The sequence below is a fragment of the Qipengyuania algicola genome (assembly GCF_042492175.1).
Lineage (GTDB): Bacteria > Pseudomonadota > Alphaproteobacteria > Sphingomonadales > Sphingomonadaceae > CAJXSN01.
On record NZ_CP170453.1, the window covers coordinates 471,183 to 495,457 of the forward strand.

Genomic DNA, 24,275 nt, shown 5'->3' on the forward strand with positions numbered 1-24,275 from the left:
TCGCCCTGAGCCTGTCGAAGGGCGCGCGTAGCGCGTGCAGCCCATTACTCAATCACCTTGGGCACACCAAAGAAACCGTGCTCGGCCGCCGGCGCATTGGCCAGCACCTTGTCGCGCACGCCGCCGCCGGTCAGCGGATCGGGATCGACCACATCGTCGCGCAGGCGCTGGGCCATGGGCATCACGGCAGTCATCGGCTCAACACCCGAAGTGTCGACCTCGCCCAATTGGTCCACCCAATCGAGGATGTTGTTGAGCTCGGGCACCATACGCTCGCACTCCGCATCGCTCATTTCGATGCGGGCAAGGCTGGCGATCTTGGCGACGGTCTGTTTATCGACGGACATCGGGTGCGCTTTCTTGGTTAGCGAACTTAGTTCTGCGGAGGCGGCGGCGGTGCGCCGGTTGCCGGGCCGCCTTCTGCACCCTCACCGCCCTGCTGAGCAGCCATCACCTGCTGCAATGCCTGCAAACGGCGCTCGAAATCCTGACGGCTCATAAACTCGACCACCTTCACTTCGAAGACCAGATCGGCACCGGCGGGGATGGAGGAGCCCGGAGGCGGTTCATCGCCATAGGCTTCGTCGGCGGGGATGTTCAGGACATATTCGCCGCCCGTTCGGGTCTGCTTCAGGCCTTTGAGAAAGCCGGGGATCGCCGCGCCTTCTTCCAGCACGAACGGCACGCCATCGGGGAACACGCCCTGGATCGGTGCGGCCTGGCCTTCGTTCTTGTCGAACACCGTGCCGTCGGTCAGCTTGCCGGTATATTCCACAAACACCACGTCGCCATCGCTGGGAGCGGGGCCGGTGCCTGCGGTGACCGTATCGACGCTGGTGCTGGCCGGGACAGCGGCCCATGCAATGCCCACGCCGAGCAGGGCGGCGAGTATCACACCGATCCAGATCTTGGCGAGCGAGCCCTTGGCAACAGGTTTGAGCGGAACGCGGGTGACTTCGGTCATATGGGTTTCCTGAATTGTGCCCTGCCAGCGGCCTGCCAATCGGGCGGACAGCAAGAGGGCGCGGAAATTGCTTCCACGCCCTCTAATCTGTCTATCGTGTCTGCTTCAAGCCGTTAGACGATGTGAAACAGTGGTATTTTTCGCTTAACCGTCGCGTTCCATACGCTTGCGGTCCATCTTGCGGGCGCGGCGCACGGCTGCGGCCTTTTCACGGGCGCGCTTCTCGCTCGGCTTTTCGTAGTGACGACGCAGTTTCATTTCGCGGTACACGCCTTCACGCTGCAGCTTCTTCTTGAGCGCACGGAGAGCCTGATCGACATTGTTATCGCGAACCATGATCTGCATTGAATTCAAAACCTTTCGAGCCAAGGGCCAGAGCCGCGCACGCCGCGCGGAGTATGCCGCTTTCGCAAATGAAAAAGAGCCGAATCCGCACGCGGACCGGCACACATGGGTGATCGTATAAGATAAATTGCCGATCCGGGCAAGGGCCGATGCACCAAGAGATTGCGCGCAAACAGTGGTAAGCCTGTGATCGCCCCGCTATGGGCAGCGAACCATGTCCACCCTCCCCACTCTTTCCGCAATCCTGCATGTCGCCGCTGGCGGCGCGGCGGGCGCTGTACTGCGATACCAGACAGGCCGCTGGATGACTGGCTGGCTGGGCGCGCCTGCCATGGGCGTGTTCCCGTGGGCGACGCTGGCGGTCAATGCAATCGGCAGCGTGCTGATGGGCCTGCTGGCCGGTTGGCTGGTGCGCAGCGGGGCGAATGCGGCGGGCGGCAGCGGAGAAAATCTGCGCCTGCTGCTGGGCGTCGGCTTGCTGGGCGGGTTCACTACGTTTAGCGCATTCAGCCTGGAGATGGTCTTGCTGATCGAGCGCGGCCAATTCACCATCGCGGCGCTCTATGCGATTCTCTCCTTCTCGCTCGGCATTAGCGGGCTGTTGTTCGGGCTTACATTTATGCGGGCAGTGACATGAGCGAGCGGCCTGCCAAAAAGTCGTCGGACAATGTTCGGCAATTCACCGTCGAGGCGGATGATGACGGCATCCGGCTGGACCGCTGGTTCAAACGCAATCTGCCGCAAATCGGCTTCAACACGGTCAGCCGCTGGGCGCGCACGGGGCAGGTGCGGGTCGATGGCGCGCGGGCGAAGCCGGATGACCGCCTCTCCACCGGGCAGGTTCTCCGCGTCCCGCCGGGCGGCGACGATCCTCGCCGCGCCGCGCCTGCCAAGCGCGCGCTGACTCCGGAACAGATCGCGCAGGCGCACGATATGGTGATCCGCGAGACGCCCAGCGCCATCGTGCTGAACAAGCCCCCCGGCCTCGCCACGCAGGGCGGCAGCAAGACGACCAAGCATGTCGACGGGTTGCTCGATGCGTTTGCGCCGGGCGCAGACGACATCCGCCCGCGACTGGTCCACCGACTGGACAAGGATACCAGCGGCGTTCTGCTGGTCGCCCGCACTCCAGGTGCGGCCTCTGCCTATTCGAAGCGGTTCGCCGGTCGCAGTGCCAAGAAGGTCTATTGGGCGCTTGTCGTCGGCGTGCCCGATGTGCGCGAGGGGACGATTGACGCTCCTTTGGCCAAGCAGCCCGGCAGCGGCGGCGAGAAAATGCACGTCGACGAGGAAGAGGGTGCGCCCGCCGTCACCCGCTACCGCGTCGTGGAAAAGGCCGGCAACCGCGCCTGCTGGGTAGAGCTGGAGCCGATGACCGGCCGCACCCATCAGCTTCGCGTGCACATGCTGGCGATCGGCCATCCCATAGTGGGCGATGGCAAATATGGCGGTCAGGACGCGTTTCTCACCGGCAGCATCAGCCGCAAGATGCACCTCCATGCCCGCCGTCTGGTAATCGGCGAACCCAAGGGTGCCGATGGCACGGGCGGCAAGCTGGACGTGACCGCCGATCTGCCCGAGCATTTCGCGGCGACGATGGAGCAGCTGGGCTTCGACCCGTCGCTGTCCGACGCTGCACCTTTGCGCGAAGACATCAATGCACGCAGCCCGTCGGAGAAAAAGCAGGCCGCGCGCCAACACGCCAAGCAATACCGGAAGAGCCAGCGCGGCGAACGCCGTTCGCGCGGCGGGGCGCCGGGGGGCAAGAGCGCGCCGAAGAAAAAGCTCGGCAAGAAGAGCGGCGGACGCCCGGCGAAGGCCGGTCCGAAGCCCAAGGGGCGCGGGCGCAAATGACGCAGAGCCCCGTCAAACTCGCCGTGTTCGATTGCGACGGTACGCTGGTCGATGGGCAGGCGCCGGTGTGCGATGCGATGGAGGCGGCCTTTGCCAGCGCCGGGCTGGCCGCTCCGCCGCGCCATGCGATCCGCCAGATTGTCGGGCTGAGCCTGCCGCAGGCGATCCGCTATCTCGCGCCCGATGCGGCGGAGGAAACGGTCGGCCAGATGGTCACGGCCTATAAGGACTCGTTCCGCACGGCCCGCGAGCGGGGCGAAGTGGCCGAGCCCCTGTTCGAGGGCATGGCCGATCTGATTAGCGCCTTGCGTGCCGATGGATGGAGCCTTGCCGTGGCGACCGGCAAATCGCAGCGCGGCCTGATGCATTGTCTCGCCACGCACGGCCTGACCGACAGCTTCGCCAGCCTGCAGGGCGCAGACGGGCATCCCTCCAAGCCGCACCCCGCCATGCTGGAAGTCGCCATGGCGGAGGCGCTGGCCATCCCCGCCAACACCGTGATGATCGGCGATACGCTGTACGATATGGAAATGGCTGTCGCGGCGGGTGTTCGCCCTATCGGTGTATCCTGGGGCTATCACGACAATGCGACCCTGACCGAAGCAGGGGCAAGCGCCATTGCCGACACCGCAGAGGAATTGCGGGCGCTGATACATGGGGCGGTGCCATGAATGATCAGGAAGCCCGCCACCGCCATCTGCAATTGTTCGGTATCCGCATTCTGGCGATACTCACGGCAGGCGTGGGCGTGGTGATTATCTCGGGCCGCTGGATCAGCGAACCGATGATTGGCTACGCGCTGTTCTTGATCGGCGTGGTCGAGTTTTTTGTCCTGCCTCAATGGCTGGTCAAGCAATGGAAAAATCAGGACAAATGAAGCGGTTTTGGAAGGAAGCGGCGCTGCTGGAAACCAGCGGCGGGTGGCAGGTTGCGCTCGATGGAAGGGCGGTGAAGACCCAAGGGGGCCGCGCGCAAATCGTGCCCTCCCGCGCGCTGGCAATGGCGATGGCGGCGGAATGGAACATGCAGGGCGAGACGCTGGACCCGCGCAGCTTCCCGATGCGCGATCTGACCGATTTCACGATCGATCGGGTGGCCACGGGCGAGGACGATCTGGTGACCAAGACGCTGGCCTTCGCCGAGACCGATACGCTGTGTTACCGCGCAGAAGCCGGCACTGCCCTTTCCCGCCGGCAGGATGTCGAATGGGAGCCGCTGCTGGCGGCATTCGAGGCGCGCGAAGGCGTCCAGCTGACACGGGTCGACAGTATCCTGCATGTCGAGCAGCCCGCCGAAACAATTGCTGCACTCCGGACACGTCTTGAAGGTCTCGATCCCTTCACGCTGGCGGGCGTCTACACCCTCGCCTCGCTATCTGCGTCGCTGTGCCTCGGGCTAACGGCTCTGGAGAAGGACGCCGATGCGGGCGCGCTGTGGCAGACCTCCCATCTGGAGGAAACCGTGCAGCACGAGCTGTGGGGCGTCGATATGGAAGCGAAGGCCGCGCAGGAAGAAAAGCGCGCGGCTTTCCTCACCGCTTTCGAGTTTCTCTCCCTGCTGGATGAAAACGGGCGTTCGGGCGAGCCGGAAGCTATCCGCGCCTAGCAAGCCACCAGCCGCCTCAGCCGACCCAGTCGGCGACCTCTTCCGCAACCTTGTTCGCCGCCAGATTCAGCGCACGGCCCACATCCGCTCCCAAAGGCGCGACATTGGCGATGCTGCTGCTGAAGCGCCGGGTTTCCAGCGTACCGTCAGACCGTTTGCGGATGGCATCGAAGGTAACGGTGGCATCCCCGCGCACCGCGTCATAGCCAAATTCGCGCAGGGTTCCGCGCAGCGTTTCGTGGGGCGCGACCGCCGGATCGTCGCGTTCCATCACCAGCCGGCCCGATTTCGCGCGCACCGTTTCGGCCAGCAGGCGGCGGAAGAGGCGCGAGGGCCGCTCCACCCAGACGGCGTCTTTCAAATACGCAATGCTGGAACTGTCGACCTGCACAGGCACCCGCGTCACGGCCAGCCGCTGCGGCGCATCGGGTTCCTCGATCAGCAGGGCATTGACCTGCATTCCATTCGTCGCCTGACCGACACTAGCACTGGAGGCAGGGGTCAGCGTCAGCATCATGTCGGGCGGTTCGGAGCCAAGGCTTATGCAGCCCGTCAGAGCCAGAGAGGCCGCACCGATTGCAGTGGCGCGCAAGGTGATGGCGAAAGGGAATTTCGCGAAGGGGGGCAGGGTCAGGCTCATCGGCACTCTCAAGGTTCGTAATCTGGCAGTGGGGGTGTACCGATCAGGCTGGTTGCGCCCTCATTCTCTAGCCGTTCGGTCACTTGACGCAGCGCGCGGCTGGTCGATTGCAAATCGCGCAATGTGGCATTGGCTGCCGGCAAGGTGGAACTGTTGAGCTGCTCCAGTGCCGGATCGGCCTGAGCCAGCGTGGTCGACAGGCTGTCCGCAGCCGTGCTCGCCTTGCCCAATGTCGCGCGTAATTGTTTCGACAGCGCCACGCCCTCTTCATTCATCAGGCGGTCGGCAGAGGCCATCACCGTCTCGAACTGGGCCAGCGATGTCTCCGCCTCGGCCAGCGTTCCCTGCATCTGCGCCAGCGTCGAGCGCAGCGCAGGCACGGTGTCATTCACCCCGCCCGACAGATCGCGGGTCAACTGGCTGGTATTGTCGATCAGGCCCATGATCCGGTCCTGATTGTCATCCGCCATCAGCTTGTTGAGCTGGCCCACCGTGGTGTCCACCTTGTCCAGAATATCGGGCACGCTGGCCAGGATGGCCCCGATCCCCCCTTCGCGCGCGGGTATCGGAGGCATCTCGCCATTCGGTTTGCGCTCCACCAGACGGGCGGTGCGGGCCATTTCCGGATTCTCGTCTGTCACCCGGCCCAGCTGGATCGTGGAAACGCCGGTCAGGCTGCCGCGCAATTCGGCAAAAGTGTCGGTGAAAATCCGCACCTTCTCGTCGATTTCAATCTCGACCCTGACGCGGTCTTTCTCCTGCCCCTGCGTCGGGGCCAGCGAAATCTCGGTCACCTGACCCACCGGCACGCCGGAATAGGTAACCGTCGAGCCGTTCACCAGTCCTTCGACCGATTGCTCGAAAAAGATCGTGTATTCCTCGCGGCTTGTCTCGTTCAGTCTGGCCAGCCAGACGATGCCGGCGGCCAGCATCGCCAGCAATGCCAGCGTGACTGCACCGACCCACAAATGATTTGCACGGGTTTCCATCGCTTCTGTCTATGCCCTTTCGTGCGTCGACTTGTCCATTACCTTGGAACAAATGAGGGGTTTTGCACGGATGATCATTCGGCCTGCTCGCCGGGATTGCTGCCCGCATGCCCTGCCGTGGCAGCGCGCCCGCGGGGGCCGTTGAAATATTCTTCGATCCACGGATGATCGGTGGCGATCAATTCCGGTATCGTGCCCACGGCAATCACCTGCTTGTCCGCCAGCACCGCCACGCGGTCGCAAATGGCGTGCAGCGTATCCAGATCATGGGTGATCAGGAACACGGTCAGCCCCATCGTATCGGTCAGCTCGCGGGTCAGCCGGTCGAATTTGGCCGCGCCAATCGGATCTAGACCCGCCGTCGGTTCGTCCAGAAACAGCAATTGCGGATCGAGCGCCAGCGCCCGGGCGAGGCCGGCGCGTTTTTTCATTCCGCCCGAAAGCTCGCTGGGAAACTTGCTGATCGCTTCTTCGGGCAGGCCGGAGAGCAGCACCTTGTAGCGGGCGATTTCCTTGCGGAGTGTGTCGTCCAGTTCCGGATAGAACTGTTTCAGCGGCACTTCGACATTTTCGCCCACGGTCAGCGTAGAGAACAGCGCCCCGCCCTGAAACAGCACACCCCAGCGGCTGCGAATGTCGATATCGTCATCATCCTGCGCCTTGGCCACGTCGCGCCCCAGCACATGGATTTCGCCAGCGCGAGGCGTCTGCAATCCGATGATCGAGCGCATCAAAACCGATTTGCCGGTGCCCGATCCGCCGACCACGCCGAGAATTTCGCCGCGCTTGACCTTCAGATCGAGATCGTCGTGGATGCGGAAATCGCCGAACTGGTTGACCAGCCCCTCGACGACAATCGGATACTCGCCCCGAAACGCTTCGGGGAGGTTATCGTGTGCCTCCTCCTCGATATCCCCGATTAGGTCCTGTTCGTCCATCACGCCCAGCCCAGCTCTGTGAAGAACACCGCGAAAAACGCATCGAGCACGATCACCGCAAAGATCGCCTGCACCACCGCCATTGTCGTACGCTTGCCGACCTCTTCGGAATTGCCGCGCACCTGCATGCCTTGATAGCAGCCCGCCACTGCGACGATCAGCCCGAAGACCGGTGCCTTGATCAGCGCGACCCACAAATCATAGGTCGGCACGACTTCCTGAATGCGCATCAGGAACGATCCGAACGGAATGCCCAGCGTGAGCGAGGAAATGGTCGCCCCGCCGATGATGGTCAGCACGATGGAGTAGAAGCCCAGCAGGACCATCATCACCACCGCCGCCAGAATGCGCGGAATCACCAGCGCTTCCACCGGATCGACCCCGATGGTGCGCATCGCGTCGATTTCCTCGGTCAGGTTCATGGTGCCGATTTGCGCGGCAAAGGCGCTGCCCGAACGGCCCGCAACCATGATCGCCGTCATCAGCACGCCCAGCTCGCGCGTGGCCAGCCGCCCGGTCAGATTGATGGTCAGCGCCTCCGCCCCGAACTGCGCCAATTGCGCGGCCCCCTGCTGGGCGACCACGATGCCGATCAGGAAGCTCATCAGCCCGATAATCATCAAAGCAGTAACACCGACCAGCTCGAACTGCCGCACCACCGCCTTCAGGCGAAACCGGCTGGGATGGCGGATGATATCGCCCACAGAGATCAGCACCGCACCCAGAAACGCGATGACGTTTTTTGCCCCCGCAAGCATTTCGAGCACCGTTTCGCCCGCCTCGCCGAAAACGCGGTGCAACAGTGGCTTGTCTTCGGGCCGCATCGGCGCTTCGCTGGCCGCCGAAGCAACGGTTTCAATGAGGTCATGCGATTTGGCGCTGGCCCCGACGATGGGGGAGCCCAGCCGCCGCGTGGCGCGGAACACGGTCCATGCTCCGGCGGTGTCCATATCGGTCACGCCCGACAGATCGAAATGCGCGACATTGCCCTCCAGCTCGCGGAACTGGTGGTCGATCACGCCGATTGAGGAAATGGTCAGCGGGCCTTTGACGGCCACACGCTGCGTGCCGTCCGCATCGACCTCAACGTCCAGATCAGCCCATTCTCGCATCGCCTGTAGCTATGCGTTTCTTTGCGCGGCACGACAAGGGGGCTTAATTGGGCTTGGCCTTCAAGGCCTCCGCTGGCAAGGCGGCGGGCGATATGACAAGCGAACTCTCCACCACATTCGATCCCGCCGAAATCGAGGCGCGCTGGTACTCCTATTGGGAGGAAAACGGCTGTTTCCGGCCCGAGCGCCCGGATGCCGAACCCTACACCATCGTCAACCCGCCGCCGAACGTGACGGGGTCGCTGCATATCGGCCACGCGCTGGACAACACGCTGCAGGACATCGTGATCCGGTACGAGCGGATGCGCGGCAAGGATGCGCTGTGGGTGGTCGGCACCGACCATGCCGGCATCGCGACGCAGATGGTGGTCGAACGCCAGCTGGAGGCGAAACAGGACAAGCGCACCAACTATTCCCGCGAAGATTTCGTGAAGAAGGTGTGGGAGTGGAAAGAGGAAAGCGGCGGCACCATTACCCGCCAGCTGCGGCGGCTCGGTTGCTCGATGGACTGGAGCCGAGAGCAGTTCACGATGGACGAGCATTTCAGCGGCGCGGTGCTGAAGACCTTCGTCGACCTCTATAACGATGGCCTCATCTACCGCGACAAGCGACTGGTGAACTGGGACCCGAAGCTGAAGACGGCAATCAGCGATCTGGAAGTGGAAACGCAGACCATTCCCGGCCATTTCTGGCACTTCAAATATCCGCTGGAAGACGGCGTGACGCTGCCTGATGGCCGCGATTACATCGAGGTCGCGACCACCCGGCCCGAGACAATGCTCGCCGATATGGCGGTGGCGGTTCACCCGTCGGACGAGCGCTATGCCAGCGTTGTCGGCAAGCATGTTGTCCTGCCGATTACCGGCCGCCGCGTGCCCATCGTCGCAGACGAGCATGCCGATCCCGAACTGGGCAGCGGCGCGGTGAAGATCACGCCGGGGCACGATTTCAACGACTTCGACGTGGGCAAGCGGGCCGGATTTGCGGCGGGCGAAATGCTCAATATGTTGGATGCCGAGGCCAATGTTTGCCAGACCGCAGACGGTCTGGTGCCGAAAGAATATCTCGGCCTGCACCGCTTCAAGCGCGACGGCACCGATGGCGCGCGCGAGCTGGTGGTTCAGCGCCTGAAAGAACAGGGCTACCTCATCCCGCATATCGCCAAGACCAAGAAGGGCGAGGAAGTCGAGCATGACGCTGAACCGCGCCAGATCGCCACCCCCTTCGGCGACCGTGGCGGCGTGGTGATCGAGCCTTGGCTGACCGACCAGTGGTATGTCGATGCCGAGAAACTGGCCGTCAAACCCATCGAGCAGGTAAAATCAGGCGAAGTCGAGATTGTCCCCAAGACGTGGGAAAAGACCTTCTTCAACTGGATGGAGAACATCCAGCCGTGGTGCGTTTCGCGGCAACTGTGGTGGGGACACCGGATCCCTGCTTGGTATGACGGCGACGGCAAGGCCTATGTTGCCGAGAGCGAGGAAGCGGCGCAGGCGCAGGCGGGCGACGGCGTTACCCTCACCCGCGACAGCGACGTCCTCGACACATGGTTCTCCAGCGCGCTGTGGCCATCTGCCACGCTCGGCTGGCCGGAAAAGACCGATCTGCTTGAGAAGCACCACCCTAACAGCCTGCTGATCTCCGGCTTCGATATCCTGTTTTTCTGGGATGCGCGGATGATGATGATGGGCAATTACAACACCGGTCAGGCCCCGTGGCCGCGGCTGTATCTGCACGGGCTGGTGCGCGCCGCCGATGGCTCCAAAATGTCCAAGTCGAAGGGCAATGTCGTCGATCCGCTGGGCCTGATCGACCAGTATGGCGCGGATGCGCTGCGCTTCTTCATGGCAGCGATGGAAAGCCAGGGCCGCGACATCAAGATGGATGACAAGCGGGTCGAGGGATACCGCAACTTCGCAACAAAGCTCTGGAATGCGACACGTTTCTGCCAGTCCAACGGCATCGGCGCCTCGACAACAGTAAAAGCACCGAAGGCCAAGCTCGCCGTCAATCAATGGATCATCGGCGAAGTGCAGCAAACGCTGGAAACCTTGGACAAGGCGATGGCGGATCTGCGATTTGATGCCGCTGCCAATACGATCTACCAGTTCACCTGGAGCCGGTTTTGCGATTGGTATATTGAACTAATCAAGCCGGTTTTGGTGAAAGACGACAGCCAGCCGTCGGCACCGGAAGCCGCCATTGCCGAGACGCGCGAAGTGGCCGGATGGGCACTCGATCAGATCCTTGTCATGCTGCACCCCTTCATGCCGTTTATCACGGAGGAATTGTGGCTTGCACAGGCCGAATTGGGCGGGACTGATCGCAGCAACTATCCGCTGATCACCGCCAAATGGCCCGACCCGCGTGCGCAGGTGTCGAAAGACGCCACTGATGCGATTGATTGGACGATCGAATTTGTCGCCAATGCCCGAACCGCTCGCAACGAGATCGGTATTCCGCCTAGAACCAAGTTGCGGGCGGTCATTCAAGACCCGTCTGATCTGGCGCAAAAGGTTCTTGGCGGTAACGGTGCCGCCGCGGCGGAGCGACTGTCGCGCGTCGGCCCATTCGCACTGACGGGCCAAATTGGCGACTCCAACGTTCCCGGCCCAATCCCCAAACCAGCGATGGAAATCGCAGTTGGCGATGATGTGGTTCTGGTCGACTTGGCCGGGGTCATCGACATCGAGGCGGAGAAAGCACGCCTGACAAAGGCGCTGGAACTTTCGAAGAAGGAAGCCAAGTCGCTCGGAGGCAGGCTATCCAACGCCAACTTTGTCGACCGTGCAAAGCCAGAAGCCGTAGAAAAGGCCAAAGCTGATTTCGCGCATCATTCCGGAGAGGTCGAAAGACTGACAGCGGCGCTGGCACGGCTGGGATAGACTACCAGCCCAGCGCCCCCTCCACCCTGTAAAAACGGCCTGCGCGCTATTATCTGCTGACAATGACGCCCTGGCTCATTCTTTGCGCTGCGCTGCTCGCCGCTGGCGCCCTGCTATACCGGTGGTATGCGCGGCGGCTGAATCGCCAAGAGCTTTTGGCGAAGCCGCTCACGCCTCAGCAGCGTGCAGTGGTCGAACGGTTGGTCCCGCTTGTGCGGCGCCTGCCCCAACCCTTGCGGCTTAAGCTGGAAGGGAAAATGAACCTGTTTCTCGATCAGATCACCTTCCGCGGCCTCAACGAACTTGAAGTCAGCGAGGAGATGAAGCTCTCCATCGCTGCGCAAGCGTGCCTGCTGATCGTGAACAGCCCAGCCTGGTATGACACGCTGCGCAACGTGCTGATTTATCCCTCGGCATTCCTGACCAACCGCAATGCGCATGATGGTCATTTCGTCCACGAGAAGAGCCACGCGACGCTTGGCGAAAGCTGGGCACGGGGCCCGGTGGTCCTTTCATGGGACGATGCGCTACGGGGCGGTCTTGATGCAGAGGATGGACACAATGTCGTGGTCCATGAATTTGCCCATCAATTCGATGCCCTCAGCGGCCATACCAACGGCATCCCTATCCTGCGCAAGGGGCAAACCTATGCGGGCTGGGAGAAGGCGATGCTGCAGGCCTATAACGATCACATCGAGCAGCTGGGGCGCGGTGAGCGAACCTTGATTGACCCCTACGGCGCGACCAACCACGAGGAATTTTTCGCCGAAGCAATCGTCACGTTTTTCGAGAAACCCCGTGCCCTGCGCAGCGAGGACCCGGCGCTCTATGACCAACTTGCGCAGTTGCTGGCGCTCGATCCAGCCGAATGGACATAATTTTGTCCTTTGCGCTTGATGCTGAAATTTCCTCTCGAGCTGTTTTCTGGCAAGGGGTGCGCGTGACTGTTGCTGCCCAACTTCAACCGATGGTTTGTCTTCTAACGGCAAGCGCATTCCCGCATGATTTCTGCGTCAATTTCGGGCCGGATTACCGATGGCTATAGTTCTCGCCACAGACGATACAGGCGGCCCGGAAATCTTCGCAAGCGTGCAAGGCGAAGGGCCAAGCGCAGGCACGCCGGTCGCGTTTGTGCGCCTGTCGCGCTGCAACCTTGCCTGCATGTGGTGCGACACGGCTTATACTTGGTATTTTGAGGGTGATGCCAGAAGACCGGGACGCGAGCACCGTGACGGGGTTTCGTTCGAGCGGAAGGCCAACCAGATCACTCTGGACGTGGCCGATGCGGCGGAGCGGATCGCTGCGCTGGGGCAGAAACGCCTCGTCATCACGGGCGGTGAACCGCTGTTGCAGGCCCCCGCCCTCGCCGAACTAGTCGCCGCGCTGCCCGACATGACATTCGAGATCGAGACCAATGGCACGGTCGAGGCCCCGGCTCGGCTCGATATTCATATCGATCAGTACAATGTCAGCCCAAAGCTGGCGCATTCCGGTAATCCGGCCGAACTGGCGCTGATCGGCGCGCGGCTGGATGCCTATGCGCTGGACAGCCGCGCCTTCTTCAAATTCGTGATCGCATCGCCGCAGGATGTGGACGAAGTGCTCGCCCTCCAGCGTGCCCACGCCATCCCGCCGGCTCGCATCTTTCTGATGCCGGAAGGGACCGACAGCGAGACGCTGCGGAAACGTGAGGAATGGCTGGTCCCGCTATGCCTGAAGCACGGCTACCGCCTGAGCGACCGGCTGCATATCCACCTGTTCGGGGATACGCGGGGGACTTAGCTACCCTGGCTGCGCCAGCGCTGGACGACGCGATGGACCGCCTCTTCCTCGTCGCCGGATTCGCGCCACAGTTCTACAAAGCTCGGATCTTCCGATGCTGGCCGTTTGGATTCTTCCAGGTTGTCGAACGACACGCGGATCGGGATCGCCACACCTTCACCGCAAATGATGCATTCGCGGTTGCGCAGCGCGGGAATTGAATCGAGGAAACCGCGCGCCCCTTCGGGCATGGCGGCCTTCACGAATGCTTGGTCGCGGTCGTTGTTGAGGCGCATCGAGATAATCGTGCCGCATTGCGACAACACGCCCTCGGCGAGATCGGACGGGCGCTGGGTAATCAAGCCGAGACTGATGCCGTATTTCCGGCCTTCCTTGGCGATGCGCGACAGGATGTTTCCGACGCTGGAGCCATCGGCGTTCTTCTCGCTCGGCACGTAGCGGTGGGCCTCTTCGCACACCAGCAGGATCGGCCGCGTCTTCTCTTCGCGGCCCCAGATGGCAAAATCGAAGGTCAGGCGGCTGAGCACCGCCACCACGGTGGAGGTAATATCGGACGGCACACCCGACACATCGATGATCGCAATCGGTTTGCCATCGCCCGGCATGCGGAAAATCTTCGACAGGAAATCGGCCATCGTATCGCCGACCAGCATGCCGGAGAACATGAACTGGTAGCGCGGATCGCCTTTCAGTTCCTCCAGCTTGGTGCTGAGGCGCATGAACGGCGCTGTATCGGTCGCCTTGTCCAGCTTGCCCATCTCGTCCTTGATGGCGGTGCTGAGATCGGACAGCAAATAGGGGATCGGCGAATCCACCGTGATCTTGCCCATCTGTTCGGCCAGCCGGTTCTTGTAGCGCGCCTTCAGCAGGCACTTGGCAAGAATGTCGGCATCGACCTGGCGTTCGTTGCCCTGGCTGGTCAGCAAGACTTCGCAATGCTCTTCGAAATTGAGCAGCCAGTACGGCATCTGGAGGTTCGACACGTCCAGGATGACGCCAGTGTTCTTGAACGCTGCAGAGTATTCGCCATGCGGATCGATCATCACCACATGGCCCTGCGGTGCTGCCTCGCAGATACGGTGCAGGATCAGCGCGGCACTGGTCGATTTACCGGTACCGGTGGAACCGAGCAGGGCAAAATGTTTGCCCAGCATGGCATCGATATAGACCCCGGCACGGATATCCTTGGTCGGGTAGACGGTGCCGATCTGGATGTTGGAGCGCCCATCGCTGGCGTAGATCTGGCGCAAATCGGCGGTTGTGGCGGGGTAGATGAAGGCGCCGGGCACAGGGTAGCGGGTAACACCGCGGCGGAAAGAATGGATCCGCCCGGTCAGCTTTTCTTCCATGCCTTCGCCGAGGAAATCGATATTGGCCAGCACGCCGCCGCCCTGACGGCGATCCTGTTTCTGGTTGCGTACACTGGCGAGCAGCCAGCTGTTGCCGACGCGGATTTTGACCTGGCTGCCGACCTGACCGGCGAGGCCGATCGACGGATCATCATCCGCCATACATTCATTCAGGCGTTCCAGATCGAGCGCAATTTGCGAACCCGAACCGGCGATTTCCAGCACAACGCCGATGGGTTGCATGGCGTTGGATGGGGCATTCGATGGGGCATCCGAGGGCGCGCTTTGTCCGCTCGCCTGCCCATTGCCGCCGCCCTGCGCCGGTGTGAAATCCTGTTTTGCCATATCGGTCATTCGGAAGTGCCCCGTCTGTTATATGGCAGCAGGGCTAGACCAGTCAGGGTTAAGATTGCGCTAAGGAAGACGCGAAGTCCTCTAAATCAAAGCGAAAAGCCGCCCGGCAAGCCAGCCCATTCCGACCGACAGAATGATAGCGACCAGCCCGTAAAAGAACGGCTGGACCTGCGAGAACGTCTCCACCAACCGCTCGAAGCCGACTTTGCGCACCTCGACCTTGGCAATGGCGGAGGCGACGACACGGCCATCGTTCACCGCGAATGTCTCGGCAGTGTAGGTGCCGGTCTGAACGCTGGAAGGCAGATCGATCCGCGCCTGATACAGCACGCCCTCGCTGACTTCGACGCCGCCGTCATCCTGCTTGTAGAGCCCCTGCCGCGTGCGCAGATCGACCAGCCCGTTGCGAAAGCGCAATTGCTCCTCCGGGTCGATTGCCCCGGTGGGCGAAAGCTGGATGAAATTCGTGCCGAACTCGAAAATCGCTGCCGTTCGCTCGTCGACAATCATGCCGATGGGAGAGGAAGATGCGACGGCGAAGAAACTGGGGGCGGAGCGAAAGGGAACATTGTCGGCATTCATCCAGATGCCGCCGATCTGCTCTTTCTCGCGTACCTGAATGGGGAAGGAAGGCCCTTTCAGCACCACGACAATATCGTAATCGCGCGCCGCGCGGCGGCCAGAGGGATCGAGAACAGCGCCGAACAGCAGCAATTCCGTGCCGGTAAAGCCCTGCCGCACCTGCACTTCGTCCTGAGAGACCTCCGGAACAAGGATGGGATCGCGCTGCGCCGAAAGAGCGAAGAACAGCGCGAGGACCAGCAGCACCCGCCTCATTGTTCAGCCCCGATCACAGCGGTGCCACCGTGTAGATTTCGTCCGGCTGGATACCGAGGCCATACAGCATCCGCAGGGCGACCAGCAGGACAATGGTCGCCAGCGTCACCCGCAGCAGATCGGGCTTCAGCCGGAAGGCGATCTTGGTCCCGAACTGCGCGCCGAGCACCGATCCCAGCAGAAGCAATGCCGCCAGCACCAGATCGACGGCCTGCGTTGTCAGGGCATGGATCATGGTCGCAGCGATGGTCACGAACAGGATGTTATAGAGGCTGGTGCCAACCACCACCTGCCCGCTCATTCCCAAAATATACAGCATGGCAGGGACCAGCATGAAGCCGCCGCCCACCCCCATCAGCATGGTCAGAATGCCGATCAGAGTGCCCAGGATCAGCGGAGCAAGCGGCGAAATATAAAGGCCCGACCGGTAGAACCTCCAGCGATAGGGCAGCGCCGCGACCAGCGGATGATGCCTGCGCCGCTTTGCCACAGGGGCCTGCCCCTGCCGCCGCGCAACGATGGATTCCAGCGACTCGCGCAGCATCAGCCCGCCGATTGTCCCCAGCATCAGGACATAAAGGACATTGATCACCACATCGATCTGCCCGACCGACTGGAAGAACCGGAACAGCAGCGCCCCCAGCACCGCGCCCAGCAGACCTCCCGCCACCAGAACGCCGCCCATCCGGTAATCGACCCCGTCATGCTTGGTATGGGCCAGAACGCCGGACACGCTGGCACCCGTCACCTGCGTGGCCGCAGAAGCCGCCGCGACCGTTGGCGGGATACCGTAGAAAATGAGTAGTGGTGTCGTCAGGAAACCACCGCCGACCCCGAACAGACCGGACAAAACGCCGGTGAGCGCACCGAGAGCGACGATAACAAATCCGTCGACCGAGAGGTTCGCGATGGGAAGATAGACGTCCATGACTGGCCATGGTGACTATACGAGGGCGCGCGCCCTTGGAAGCGCCGCCTTTTCTAAAAGCCGGTGGTAAGGGTGACTGCAACGCCCGATCCGGGCCGCGCATCGCCCGTCACCCTCACCCGGTAATCCACCGAAAGTCGGGCGGGGACTGGCGTCTTGTCCAATGCAAGCGCCACACTGGGGCCGGCGTCCAATCGCGCCGCTCCCTTCTGCGCGCCGCCCCAGACGCCTGCTCCGGCGCGCAGAGTGCCAAGGTCGAACCGGGCAACATCGCGGTCGATCTTCACTTGTCCGTCGGCAAACGCGGTGGCGAAATCACCGCCGACATAGCCGCCCTGAGCGTAGACATCGGCACGCAGTCCGAGGGGCAAATCCTGAGGCGGGATCTCGGTCGCTACGAAAGCAGCGGGGCGGATTTCCTGGCCGCTCGGACGTTCGGTCATCCTGATCTCTCCATGCGCTCTAAGAGGCAGCGCTGCGATAGGCCGCGCACTGAGACCCGCGGCGACTTCGCTTTCCGGGCGGCTCACCAGCGAGCGAGTGGCCCGCACAAAAGCCTGCGGGCTTTGGCCGATTTCGGGCGCGATCCGGTAGCGCAGCACAGCGCCCGCCTGACTTTGCCCGTAGCTTGGCGAGGGGGCAGCTGCGGCTGCCGATTGGCGGGAGCCATCGCGCCACAATGCCCAGCCATCAAAACTCCAGCGGCTGGCTTTGCGGTCATTGCTTCCTGCCCCGCCTGAGGACGGCGGCGGCCAGCCGGATGCCGCGGCCATCACGGGACGGGCGGGCGACGGTACGCCAATGTGACGTCCGGCCACAAGGCGGCGAAACTCTTCCACCGAAGGGGCGTAGGCCATGCCCGCGGCAAACAGCAATTGATGGTTGGCCTGAAGGCGCGATGCGTTGGCGGACAGGGGGCCGGCGCGGTTCACAGTTAAAGGCACTGTAATGGATGCAGCTGCGATCCTCGGTGGCCTTTCTGACACGAGACCCAGCTCGCTAATCTCTGCAGGACGCTCGCTTGGCGTCAGATCGGTCGTGACCTTGTCCTGCTTGCCGACCGGTACCGCGCCCGCAAACCCCGGCAGTCCCAGTTCGGGTAACGGCACGGGGAAAGGCGACTGCCACAGGACAGCGCGCGCCAAGACCCAGACACCCAGAAGCACCATCAAAGCAGTCAGCGGTGCTCCGGCCCGGCGCGGTGCCGTCTCGCTCATACTGCAACCTTCACGAAGCGCCCTTGCGCATCGAGCACGGGATGCGCGCTGTGCGATGTCTTGTCCCATGTGACCTGTGCACCGCGCAATGCACGCCAATAGGCGACCAACGCTCTGCGCCCGGCCATGATCGCGATGACATTCGCCAGCGGAATACGCAGAACTGCCCTCGCCCCTTCCAACGCGCCATATTCGCGCGCGGTGAAGGCAAAGCGCCATGCGGCCCTCCAGGCAAGGGCGAAGGCATTGGCGAGCAAGACAGCGCGCAGCGCCGGCGTCAGCTGGAAAGGCTCGCCCCAGCCAAGCCAATGCGCGATCTGCAAACCGCCTGCGAAGAACAGCAGCGCATAGGCGAGCGCAAGGACGAAGGCTGTCAACGGCCCGCGCCGGTCGCGCAGGCGCATCCAAATCTCCAGCGGCCTGGCGCTCCAGCCAGTACGGTCCCACCCATGCAAGGCAATCCCGTTGACCCAGCGGGTCTTCTGGCGGACCGCATCGGTGAGGTCAGACGGGAAACAGGCGCGGGTTGCCACCAGATGCCCGTCCGCTCCGCGCGCCCTCAGGAACCGGGACTGTGCGCCCAGCTCGTCCAAAGTGAGGCCCAGCTCGTAATCCTCGGTCAGGCTGTCTGCCGCGAATGGCATGCCGGATGCATTGCGGCGTGCCACCCGGTCGAGCCATCCACGATCGACCGCGCAGCCGACCCCGGCCGAAGGGATGGAAGCGCCGATCGTATCGCGCACCAACATCGCCTTGCCATGCTGCTCGGCAAACTCTTCACAGTAATGGCTACCGATCCAGCGGGAGGCGGGCTGCGGCGCCGGCAGGACGGGAAGCTGGACAAAGTCCGCCGTCTGCATCGCCGCATCGATAAGGGTGAGCGCGGATTGATCGACCAGATCTTCTGCATCGTGCAGGATAATTGTGCCGATCCTCGCATGGCCGCGCTGCTCATCATCGCGCAGCGCGCGATACAGGCGGTTGAGGCATCCGGCCTTGGTGGTCGGACCGGGTTCATCGGCAATGACCAGTTTCACCCGTGGATCGCCCCCTGCTGCCTCGATCACGGCGGACATCGTGTCGGGGTCGTTTGGATAGCAGCCGACATAAATCCGCAAGCCATCCTGCGGCCAGACCCGCAGAATATGGCGGATGGTCATCCCGATAACCGGCGCTTCGGCCCAGGTCGGGATGAAGACCGCAGCCTGCCGCCGGAGCGGTGTGGAAGAGGCAAATTGGTCCGGCAGCCGGGCCGTCTTTGTTCGGCCGGTAGCGCGGTAATAGAGCCACAGCAGATCCACCGCCCACTCGTCCACCGCGCCCGCAAGGAACATCAGCCCTGTAAACAGGAGCAATTCGTGCTGCACCAGCACAAGCCACTGCTCGGCAGTGAAGCCGGCAAGTTCCATCAGGCGCCCCCAGTCATGTCCCAAAGACTACGTATCTATACTAGGTCGCCCTTGCAACGCCGCCGAGATTGGGAGAAAGGCTGGGGCAATCATGCTGACACCCATTAGAAAACCGATCGCCCGCGCAATCGCGCCTGTTCGCGCCCTGTTTGTGGGGGACGCCTCCGCCGGCGTCTTGCTCATTCTGGTCGCCGCCGCTGCGATGCTGGTGGCCAATTCGCCGCTCGCCGGGGCGTATGAAGAGCTGTTCTACGGCAAGCTGTCCTGGACACCGATTGCCAAGCTGGATGATCTGCATTTGTGGATCAACGATGGCCTGATGGCGATATTCTTCTTCGTCGTCGGGCTGGAGGTGAAGCGCGAGCTGATCTGCGGGCAGCTGTCTTCCCCGGAGCAGCGCCGCCTTCCAATTATGGCAGCCGCTGCAGGTATGGCGGTTCCAGCGCTGGTCTATGTCGGCGTAATTGGCGGCGATGCCGAATTGCTGCGCGGTTGGGCTATTCCGGCCGCGACCGACATTGCCTTTGCGATGGGCGTTCTGGGCCTGCTCGGAAGCCGTGTCCCGGCCTCGCTGCGCCTGTTCCTGCTGACCGTGGCCATCGTTGACGACATCGGCGCGGTGCTTGTGATCGCGGCCTTCTACACCGCCAATATCAAGCTGATGTGGCTGGCCATCGCGGCAGTCGTGTTCGGCGTGATGGTCGCAATGAACCGTTTCGGAGTTGCCCGGATTTGGCCGTTTGTGCTTGTCGCTCTGGTCCTGTGGGTCTGCGTTCTGTTCACCGGTATCCATGCAACCATTGCCGGTGTTCTGGCCGCGCTGACGATCCCGATGCGCGATACGACCGGGCATTCGATGCTTGAGAAGATGGAACACGGGCTGGCCCCGTGGAGCGCCTATCTGGTGGTGCCCATTTTCGGCTTCGCCAATGCCGGTGTGAACCTGTCGGGTATGGGCATAGACGAGGTGCTCGCACCACTCCCCATCGCGATTGCCGCCGGGCTCGTGTTCGGCAAGCAGCTTGGCATCTTCGGCATCATTTTCGCTGCGGTGAAGCTGGGTATCGCCAAAGCTCCGGAAAACGCCAACTGGGTGGAAATCTGGGGCATCACGATCCTGTGCGGCATCGGTTTCACGATGTCGCTGTTCATCAGCGGGCTGGCATTCGACGGCAACCGGACCTTTATCGACGAGGCGAAGATCGGAATCTTGGGCGGCTCGCTTGTCTCAGCGATCCTTGGCTACACCGTCCTGCGGCTGACGACGAAACATCCGGAAGAGCGGCCAGTGGAACCTGTAACGCCCTAGAGTCTGTTCAGGCCCCGCGCACAGAGGTTCAAAACCCGGATTACCAGGTGCCGGTATTTTCCATGCTGGCCCACGGCTCCTCCGGTTCCAGATTGCCCTCTTGCAGCAATTCAATCGAGATTCCGTCGGGTGAACGCACGAACGCCATATGCCCGTCTCGTGGAGGGCGGTTGATCGTCACCCCGGCATCCATCAGGCGCTGGCAAGTCTCGTAAATATTGTCGACCCGGTAAGCGAGGTGCCCGAAATTGCGCCCGCCATCATACGATTCCGGCGCGCTGCCATCCTCCGGCGGCCAATTGTAGGTCAGCTCCAGTTCGGCTACGCCCTCTTGTCCCGGCGCAGCGAGAAAGATCAGGGTGTAACGCCCCTTCTCGGAATCGAACCGGCGTGTTTCCTCCAGTCCGATCAGCTTGAAGAAATCGACCGTCTTTTGAGGGTCGGTCACGCGGATCATGGTGTGGAGATAACGGGTCATATCCGTGCCCATAAACAGGGGGCGGCCTCTCCTTCAAGAGACCGCCCCTTGGCTTGGTAGGTTTGAACCGGCTCAGAAGCTGGCGTTGATCGTCACCACAAAGGCATCGTCAACAAAGTCGTAAGCACCCGCGGGGATGTCGCCCTCGGCCCCGACATAGGCAACGCCCACGCTAAGCGGTGTACCGCCAATCGCGGCCTCTGCGCCAATCGACCAGTCGAAGGCTTTGCCGTCATTGGTGAAGGTCAGGAAACCGTCGGTATATCCAACATGGCCCGTCAGGGTGATTGGCGTATCGGGAATGCCAACGCCGACATCGGTATAGAGATAGAGGTTGTCCGTGCTGCCGAGCGAATCCTGATCAGGTGCGTAGGCCACGCCGACTGTGGTTTCGACCGGACCGATCGCGTAACCGACCGAACCGTAGAACTCGATATAGTCAAAATCGCCGGGGCCCGCATCCGGGTACAGATAGCCAATCACACCGACATCGATCGAAACGCCCTCGGCGACATCGCCGGACCAGCCGCCGTAAACGTCCAGCTCGGTGCTGCCATAGCCGACCGTCTGCTCATCCAGACTGGAGGCCCATGTGCCAACATAGAAGCCGCTGTCGTGCTCGACATCGACACCGCCCTGAATGGCGAATTCGCCGCCCGACAGATCAACACCGCGGAACCGGTATTCGGAAGCCAGCGTGGTATTGGCCGAAACGGAAACGGAGCTTTCACCGTCCTGCGCCGCCGCGGGAGTGGAAAACAAAAGGGCAGTTGCAACTGCAAATGCCGAAACGGGAAGTGCGGCAAAACCGCGATTGGACGTAAGCATATTCAGGCTCCTGGAGCTTAATGTGTTGCTTCGTCCCGCCTGCGTTCCGAGCGGCCACGCGTTTTTGCTGCGTGATTCTCACTCGATACGAAGCAATCATGCACAGCATCGCTGCGCTGCACAACAATGGATTAGTTGCTTGGCAATGGAGTTTCTCTTTCGTTGCAAAATGGTGACAGGTGTGGGTTCAGCGCCCGCTCAGCGTTTGCGCTGCAGTGGTCCAGCGCCTATCTGACGAACTCGGAAGACCTGTCGCGCACCCATGATCAAACCACTCAAAGCTCTTTTCCGCTCCCGCGAACGCGTGAAGGGCGCCAGCGTGCCGGAAGGCCAGCGGGTCTATGCGATTGGCGATATCCATGGCTGCTTCGACCTGTTCGAAGCCCTGGCCGAGGCGATCGAAAAAGACGACAAAAAGAGCGGCCCCGCAGACACCACCGTCATCCTGCTGGGTGATCTGGTCGACCGGGGGCCGGACAGCCGCAAGGTCATCGAAGGCGCACGCGACTGGCAGAAAAGTCGCAAGGTCCGCATTCTGGCCGGCAATCACGAGGAAATGTTCCTCGAAAGCTTCACTGACAAAGGCACACTGCGCCATTTCCTGAAGCATGGTGGGCGCGAGACGATTCTGAGCTACGGTATTCCCAAGAAGGAATATAACGACGCCTCCATCGAAAGCCTGCAGGAGCGTCTGCACGAGCTGGTTCCGAAGAAGCACCGCAAGTTCATGGAGAGCTTCGAAGAGTGGATCGTGATCGGCGATTTCGCCTTCGTCCATGCCGGCATCACGCCCGGCGTCCCCATCGAAGACCAGAAGCGCCGCGACCTGCTGTGGATCCGCGAGCGGTTTCTCGCCCATGACGAGCCGCATCCGCACATCATCGTCCACGGCCACACGATTTTCGAAGACGTGGACGAACGCTCCAACCGCATCGGCGTGGATACCGGCGCGTTCCGCTATGGCCGCCTGACCGCCGTGGTGCTGGAGGGCGATACCCGCCGCTATATCCAGTCGGTGGAGAAAGATGGCAAAATCCATATCGAGCATTACGACACGCTACCTTAACCGGTAGCGGCTATGCGCCGCGCCATGATATCTGCAAATTTTGATTTTGAAGGAACCGGGCAATGAAGATCGCGATGGTTGGCTCTGGCTATGTCGGTCTGGTGTCCGGCGCGTGTTTCGCCGATTTCGGCCACGACGTCGTCTGCATCGACAAGGACCCGGCGAAAATCGAGAAGCTGCATGACGGGATCATGCCGATCTACGAGCCGGGTCTGGATGCGCTGGTCGACAGCAATGTGAAGGCAGGCCGCCTGTCCTTTACCACGGATCTGGCCGAGGGTATCAAGGACGCCTCCGCCATCTTCATCGCGGTCGGCACGCCCAGCCGCCGGGGTGACGGGCATGCCGATCTGACCTTCGTCTACGCCGTGGCCCGCGAAGTGGGCGAGGCGCTGGAGAACGACGCCGTGGTGGTCACCAAATCGACCGTGCCCGTCGGCACCGGCGATGAGGTCGAGCGCATTCTTGCGGACAGCGCGGCGGTGAAGGATCGCGGCCTCAAAGTCTCCGTCGTCTCCAATCCCGAATTCCTGCGCGAAGGTGCAGCCATCGGTGATTTCAAACACCCCGACCGGATCGTGATCGGGGCGGAGGACGACTTCGGGCGCGACGTGATGAGCGAGGTCTATCGCCCGCTGTTCCTCAACCAGTCGCCGCTGCTGTTCGTCAATCGCCGTTCCAGCGAGCTGATCAAATACGCCGCCAACGCCTTCCTCGCGACCAAAATCACCTTCATCAACGAGATGGCTGATCTGTGCGAGAAAGTCGGCGCGGATGTGCAGGACGTATCGCGCGGCATCGGGATGGATGGCCGCATCGGGTCCAAATTCCTCCACGCCGGGCCGGGCTATGGCGGGTCGTGCTTCCCCAAAGACACGCTCGCGCTGCTGAAGACGGCAGAGGATTACGAAAGCCCCACGCGGATCGTCGAGGCAGTGGTCAAGGTCAACGACACCCGCAAACGCGCCATGGGTCGCAAGGTGCTGGACGCGCTGGGCGGAGCAGACGCGGCGCGCGGCAAGAAGGTCGCGCTGCTGGGACTGACCTTCAAACCCAACACCGACGATATGCGCGATTCGCCTGCGATTGCTGTGGCGCAGGCGCTGGGCGATGCCGGAGTGCAGGTTGCGGCGTATGATCCCGAAGGCATGGAAATCGCCGCGCCGCTGATGCCGGATGTAACCATGTGCGCGGACCCTTATGAAGCCATCGACGGGGCCGACGCGGTGGCCATTGTCACCGAATGGGACGCATTCCGCGCGCTCGACCTGAACCGGGTCAAAGCGCTGGCCAAGGCCCCCGTGCTGGTGGACCTGCGCAACATCTACTCCCCGCAAGACGTGCGCGATGCAGGCTTCGAATATTCGAGCATCGGGCGAGCCTGAC

The 24,275-nt window shown here is 62.2% G+C and carries 25 protein-coding genes; 11 read left to right on the top strand and 14 right to left on the bottom strand.

Annotated elements, in window-relative coordinates:
- Nucleotides 1–44: 44 nt before the first annotated feature.
- The 3 genes from gatC to rpsU all read right to left on the bottom strand — a co-directional run bounded on the left by gatC (nucleotide 45) and on the right by rpsU (nucleotide 1,309).
- Nucleotides 45–347: an Asp-tRNA(Asn)/Glu-tRNA(Gln) amidotransferase subunit GatC gene (gatC, locus tag ACFCW2_RS02270; protein ID WP_379547887.1), complete on the bottom strand. Its 303-nt coding sequence runs from the start codon at nucleotides 345–347 to the stop codon at nucleotides 45–47.
- 26 nt (nucleotides 348–373) lie between these two features.
- Nucleotides 374–964, bottom strand: a complete 591-nt coding sequence (locus ACFCW2_RS02275) for an FKBP-type peptidyl-prolyl cis-trans isomerase (protein ID WP_379547888.1) — start codon at nucleotides 962–964, stop codon at nucleotides 374–376.
- A 144-nt stretch (nucleotides 965–1,108) separates the two neighbouring features.
- Nucleotides 1,109–1,309, bottom strand: a complete 201-nt coding sequence (gene rpsU / locus ACFCW2_RS02280) for a 30S ribosomal protein S21 (RefSeq protein WP_067611817.1) — start codon at nucleotides 1,307–1,309, stop codon at nucleotides 1,109–1,111.
- 214 nt (nucleotides 1,310–1,523) lie between these two features.
- On the opposite strand from rpsU, the gene ACFCW2_RS02285 reads away from it, so the two are divergent.
- The 5 genes from ACFCW2_RS02285 to ACFCW2_RS02305 are packed head-to-tail and all read left to right on the top strand — an operon-like array spanning nucleotide 1,524 to nucleotide 4,768.
- A complete protein-coding gene (locus tag ACFCW2_RS02285; RefSeq protein ID WP_379547890.1) occupies nucleotides 1,524–1,946 on the top strand; it encodes a CrcB family protein in 423 nt (140 codons plus the stop codon).
- Nucleotides 1,943–3,163 carry an RluA family pseudouridine synthase gene (locus tag ACFCW2_RS02290; protein ID WP_379547891.1) on the top strand — a complete coding sequence of 407 codons (1,221 nt, stop codon included), beginning with the start codon at nucleotides 1,943–1,945 and terminating at the stop codon, nucleotides 3,161–3,163. The genes ACFCW2_RS02285 and ACFCW2_RS02290 overlap by 4 nt, the downstream gene beginning before the upstream one ends.
- A complete protein-coding gene (locus tag ACFCW2_RS02295; RefSeq protein WP_379547893.1) occupies nucleotides 3,160–3,834 on the top strand; it encodes an HAD-IA family hydrolase in 675 nt (224 codons plus the stop codon). Before ACFCW2_RS02290 ends, ACFCW2_RS02295 begins: the two co-directional genes overlap by 4 nt.
- On the top strand, nucleotides 3,831–4,040 hold the full coding sequence (locus ACFCW2_RS02300; RefSeq protein WP_379547894.1) for a hypothetical protein: 210 nt from the start codon (nucleotides 3,831–3,833) through the stop codon (nucleotides 4,038–4,040). Before ACFCW2_RS02295 ends, ACFCW2_RS02300 begins: the two co-directional genes overlap by 4 nt.
- Nucleotides 4,037–4,768 (top strand): ATP12 family chaperone protein, encoded by a 732-nt coding sequence (locus tag ACFCW2_RS02305; protein WP_379547896.1) that lies wholly within the window; start codon nucleotides 4,037–4,039, stop codon nucleotides 4,766–4,768. The genes ACFCW2_RS02300 and ACFCW2_RS02305 overlap by 4 nt, the downstream gene beginning before the upstream one ends.
- 16 nt (nucleotides 4,769–4,784) lie before the next feature.
- Here ACFCW2_RS02305 and ACFCW2_RS02310 read toward each other — a convergent pair whose 3' ends face one another.
- From ACFCW2_RS02310 to ACFCW2_RS02325, 4 genes are all read right to left on the bottom strand, one after another.
- The gene (locus ACFCW2_RS02310; protein WP_379547898.1) at nucleotides 4,785–5,408 is read right to left on the bottom strand and encodes an ABC-type transport auxiliary lipoprotein family protein; all 624 of its coding nucleotides are present in this window, start codon (nucleotides 5,406–5,408) and stop codon (nucleotides 4,785–4,787) included.
- An 8-nt stretch (nucleotides 5,409–5,416) separates the two neighbouring features.
- The gene (locus ACFCW2_RS02315) at nucleotides 5,417–6,397 is read right to left on the bottom strand and encodes an MlaD family protein (RefSeq protein ID WP_379547899.1); all 981 of its coding nucleotides are present in this window, start codon (nucleotides 6,395–6,397) and stop codon (nucleotides 5,417–5,419) included.
- Nucleotides 6,398–6,471: 74 nt separating this feature from the next.
- Nucleotides 6,472–7,335 carry an ABC transporter ATP-binding protein gene (locus ACFCW2_RS02320; RefSeq protein WP_379547901.1) on the bottom strand — a complete coding sequence of 288 codons (864 nt, stop codon included), beginning with the start codon at nucleotides 7,333–7,335 and terminating at the stop codon, nucleotides 6,472–6,474.
- Nucleotides 7,335–8,447 carry an ABC transporter permease gene (locus tag ACFCW2_RS02325; RefSeq protein ID WP_379547902.1) on the bottom strand — a complete coding sequence of 371 codons (1,113 nt, stop codon included), beginning with the start codon at nucleotides 8,445–8,447 and terminating at the stop codon, nucleotides 7,335–7,337. The genes ACFCW2_RS02320 and ACFCW2_RS02325 overlap by 1 nt, the downstream gene beginning before the upstream one ends.
- A gap of 92 nt (nucleotides 8,448–8,539) precedes the next feature.
- Here ACFCW2_RS02325 and ACFCW2_RS02330 point away from each other — a divergent pair, with 92 nt between their 5' ends.
- From ACFCW2_RS02330 to ACFCW2_RS02340, 3 genes are all read left to right on the top strand, one after another.
- Nucleotides 8,540–11,332 (top strand): valine--tRNA ligase, encoded by a 2,793-nt coding sequence (locus ACFCW2_RS02330; RefSeq protein WP_379547903.1) that lies wholly within the window; start codon nucleotides 8,540–8,542, stop codon nucleotides 11,330–11,332.
- A gap of 62 nt (nucleotides 11,333–11,394) precedes the next feature.
- The gene (locus ACFCW2_RS02335) at nucleotides 11,395–12,210 is read left to right on the top strand and encodes a zinc-dependent peptidase (RefSeq protein ID WP_379547906.1); all 816 of its coding nucleotides are present in this window, start codon (nucleotides 11,395–11,397) and stop codon (nucleotides 12,208–12,210) included.
- 157 nt (nucleotides 12,211–12,367) lie between these two features.
- Nucleotides 12,368–13,114 carry a 7-carboxy-7-deazaguanine synthase QueE gene (locus ACFCW2_RS02340; RefSeq protein ID WP_379547907.1) on the top strand — a complete coding sequence of 249 codons (747 nt, stop codon included), beginning with the start codon at nucleotides 12,368–12,370 and terminating at the stop codon, nucleotides 13,112–13,114.
- Here ACFCW2_RS02340 and ACFCW2_RS02345 read toward each other — a convergent pair.
- From ACFCW2_RS02345 to ACFCW2_RS02365, 5 genes are all read right to left on the bottom strand, one after another.
- A complete protein-coding gene (locus tag ACFCW2_RS02345) occupies nucleotides 13,111–14,817 on the bottom strand; it encodes an ATP-binding protein (RefSeq protein WP_379547909.1) in 1,707 nt (568 codons plus the stop codon). The genes ACFCW2_RS02340 and ACFCW2_RS02345 overlap by 4 nt on opposite strands.
- Nucleotides 14,818–14,898: 81 nt before the next feature.
- On the bottom strand, nucleotides 14,899–15,654 hold the full coding sequence (locus ACFCW2_RS02350) for a TIGR02186 family protein (RefSeq protein ID WP_379547910.1): 756 nt from the start codon (nucleotides 15,652–15,654) through the stop codon (nucleotides 14,899–14,901).
- Nucleotides 15,655–15,667: 13 nt separating this feature from the next.
- Nucleotides 15,668–16,582 (bottom strand): sulfite exporter TauE/SafE family protein, encoded by a 915-nt coding sequence (locus ACFCW2_RS02355; protein ID WP_379547911.1) that lies wholly within the window; start codon nucleotides 16,580–16,582, stop codon nucleotides 15,668–15,670.
- Between the two features lie 53 nt (nucleotides 16,583–16,635).
- Entirely contained in the window at nucleotides 16,636–17,799 is a 1,164-nt protein-coding gene (locus ACFCW2_RS02360) for a hypothetical protein (RefSeq protein ID WP_379547912.1), read from the bottom strand.
- Nucleotides 17,796–19,208: a glycosyl transferase family protein gene (locus ACFCW2_RS02365; protein ID WP_379547913.1), complete on the bottom strand. Its 1,413-nt coding sequence runs from the start codon at nucleotides 19,206–19,208 to the stop codon at nucleotides 17,796–17,798. The genes ACFCW2_RS02360 and ACFCW2_RS02365 overlap by 4 nt, the downstream gene beginning before the upstream one ends.
- Before the next feature lie 91 nt (nucleotides 19,209–19,299).
- Between ACFCW2_RS02365 and nhaA the strand changes: the two genes are divergently transcribed.
- On the top strand, nucleotides 19,300–20,517 hold the full coding sequence (gene nhaA, locus ACFCW2_RS02370) for a Na+/H+ antiporter NhaA (RefSeq protein ID WP_379547914.1): 1,218 nt from the start codon (nucleotides 19,300–19,302) through the stop codon (nucleotides 20,515–20,517).
- 40 nt (nucleotides 20,518–20,557) lie between these two features.
- Here nhaA and ACFCW2_RS02375 read toward each other — a convergent pair whose 3' ends face one another.
- A complete protein-coding gene (locus ACFCW2_RS02375; protein ID WP_379547915.1) occupies nucleotides 20,558–20,995 on the bottom strand; it encodes a VOC family protein in 438 nt (145 codons plus the stop codon).
- Nucleotides 20,996–21,067: 72 nt separating this feature from the next.
- Nucleotides 21,068–21,823 (bottom strand): TorF family putative porin, encoded by a 756-nt coding sequence (locus ACFCW2_RS02380; RefSeq protein ID WP_379547916.1) that lies wholly within the window; start codon nucleotides 21,821–21,823, stop codon nucleotides 21,068–21,070.
- A gap of 262 nt (nucleotides 21,824–22,085) precedes the next feature.
- On the opposite strand from ACFCW2_RS02380, the gene ACFCW2_RS02385 reads away from it, so the two are divergent.
- A complete protein-coding gene (locus ACFCW2_RS02385) occupies nucleotides 22,086–22,889 on the top strand; it encodes a metallophosphoesterase family protein (protein WP_379547917.1) in 804 nt (267 codons plus the stop codon).
- 62 nt (nucleotides 22,890–22,951) lie between these two features.
- On the top strand, nucleotides 22,952–24,274 hold the full coding sequence (locus ACFCW2_RS02390) for a UDP-glucose dehydrogenase family protein (protein WP_379547918.1): 1,323 nt from the start codon (nucleotides 22,952–22,954) through the stop codon (nucleotides 24,272–24,274).
- The last annotated feature ends 1 nt before the right edge of the window (nucleotide 24,275 follow it).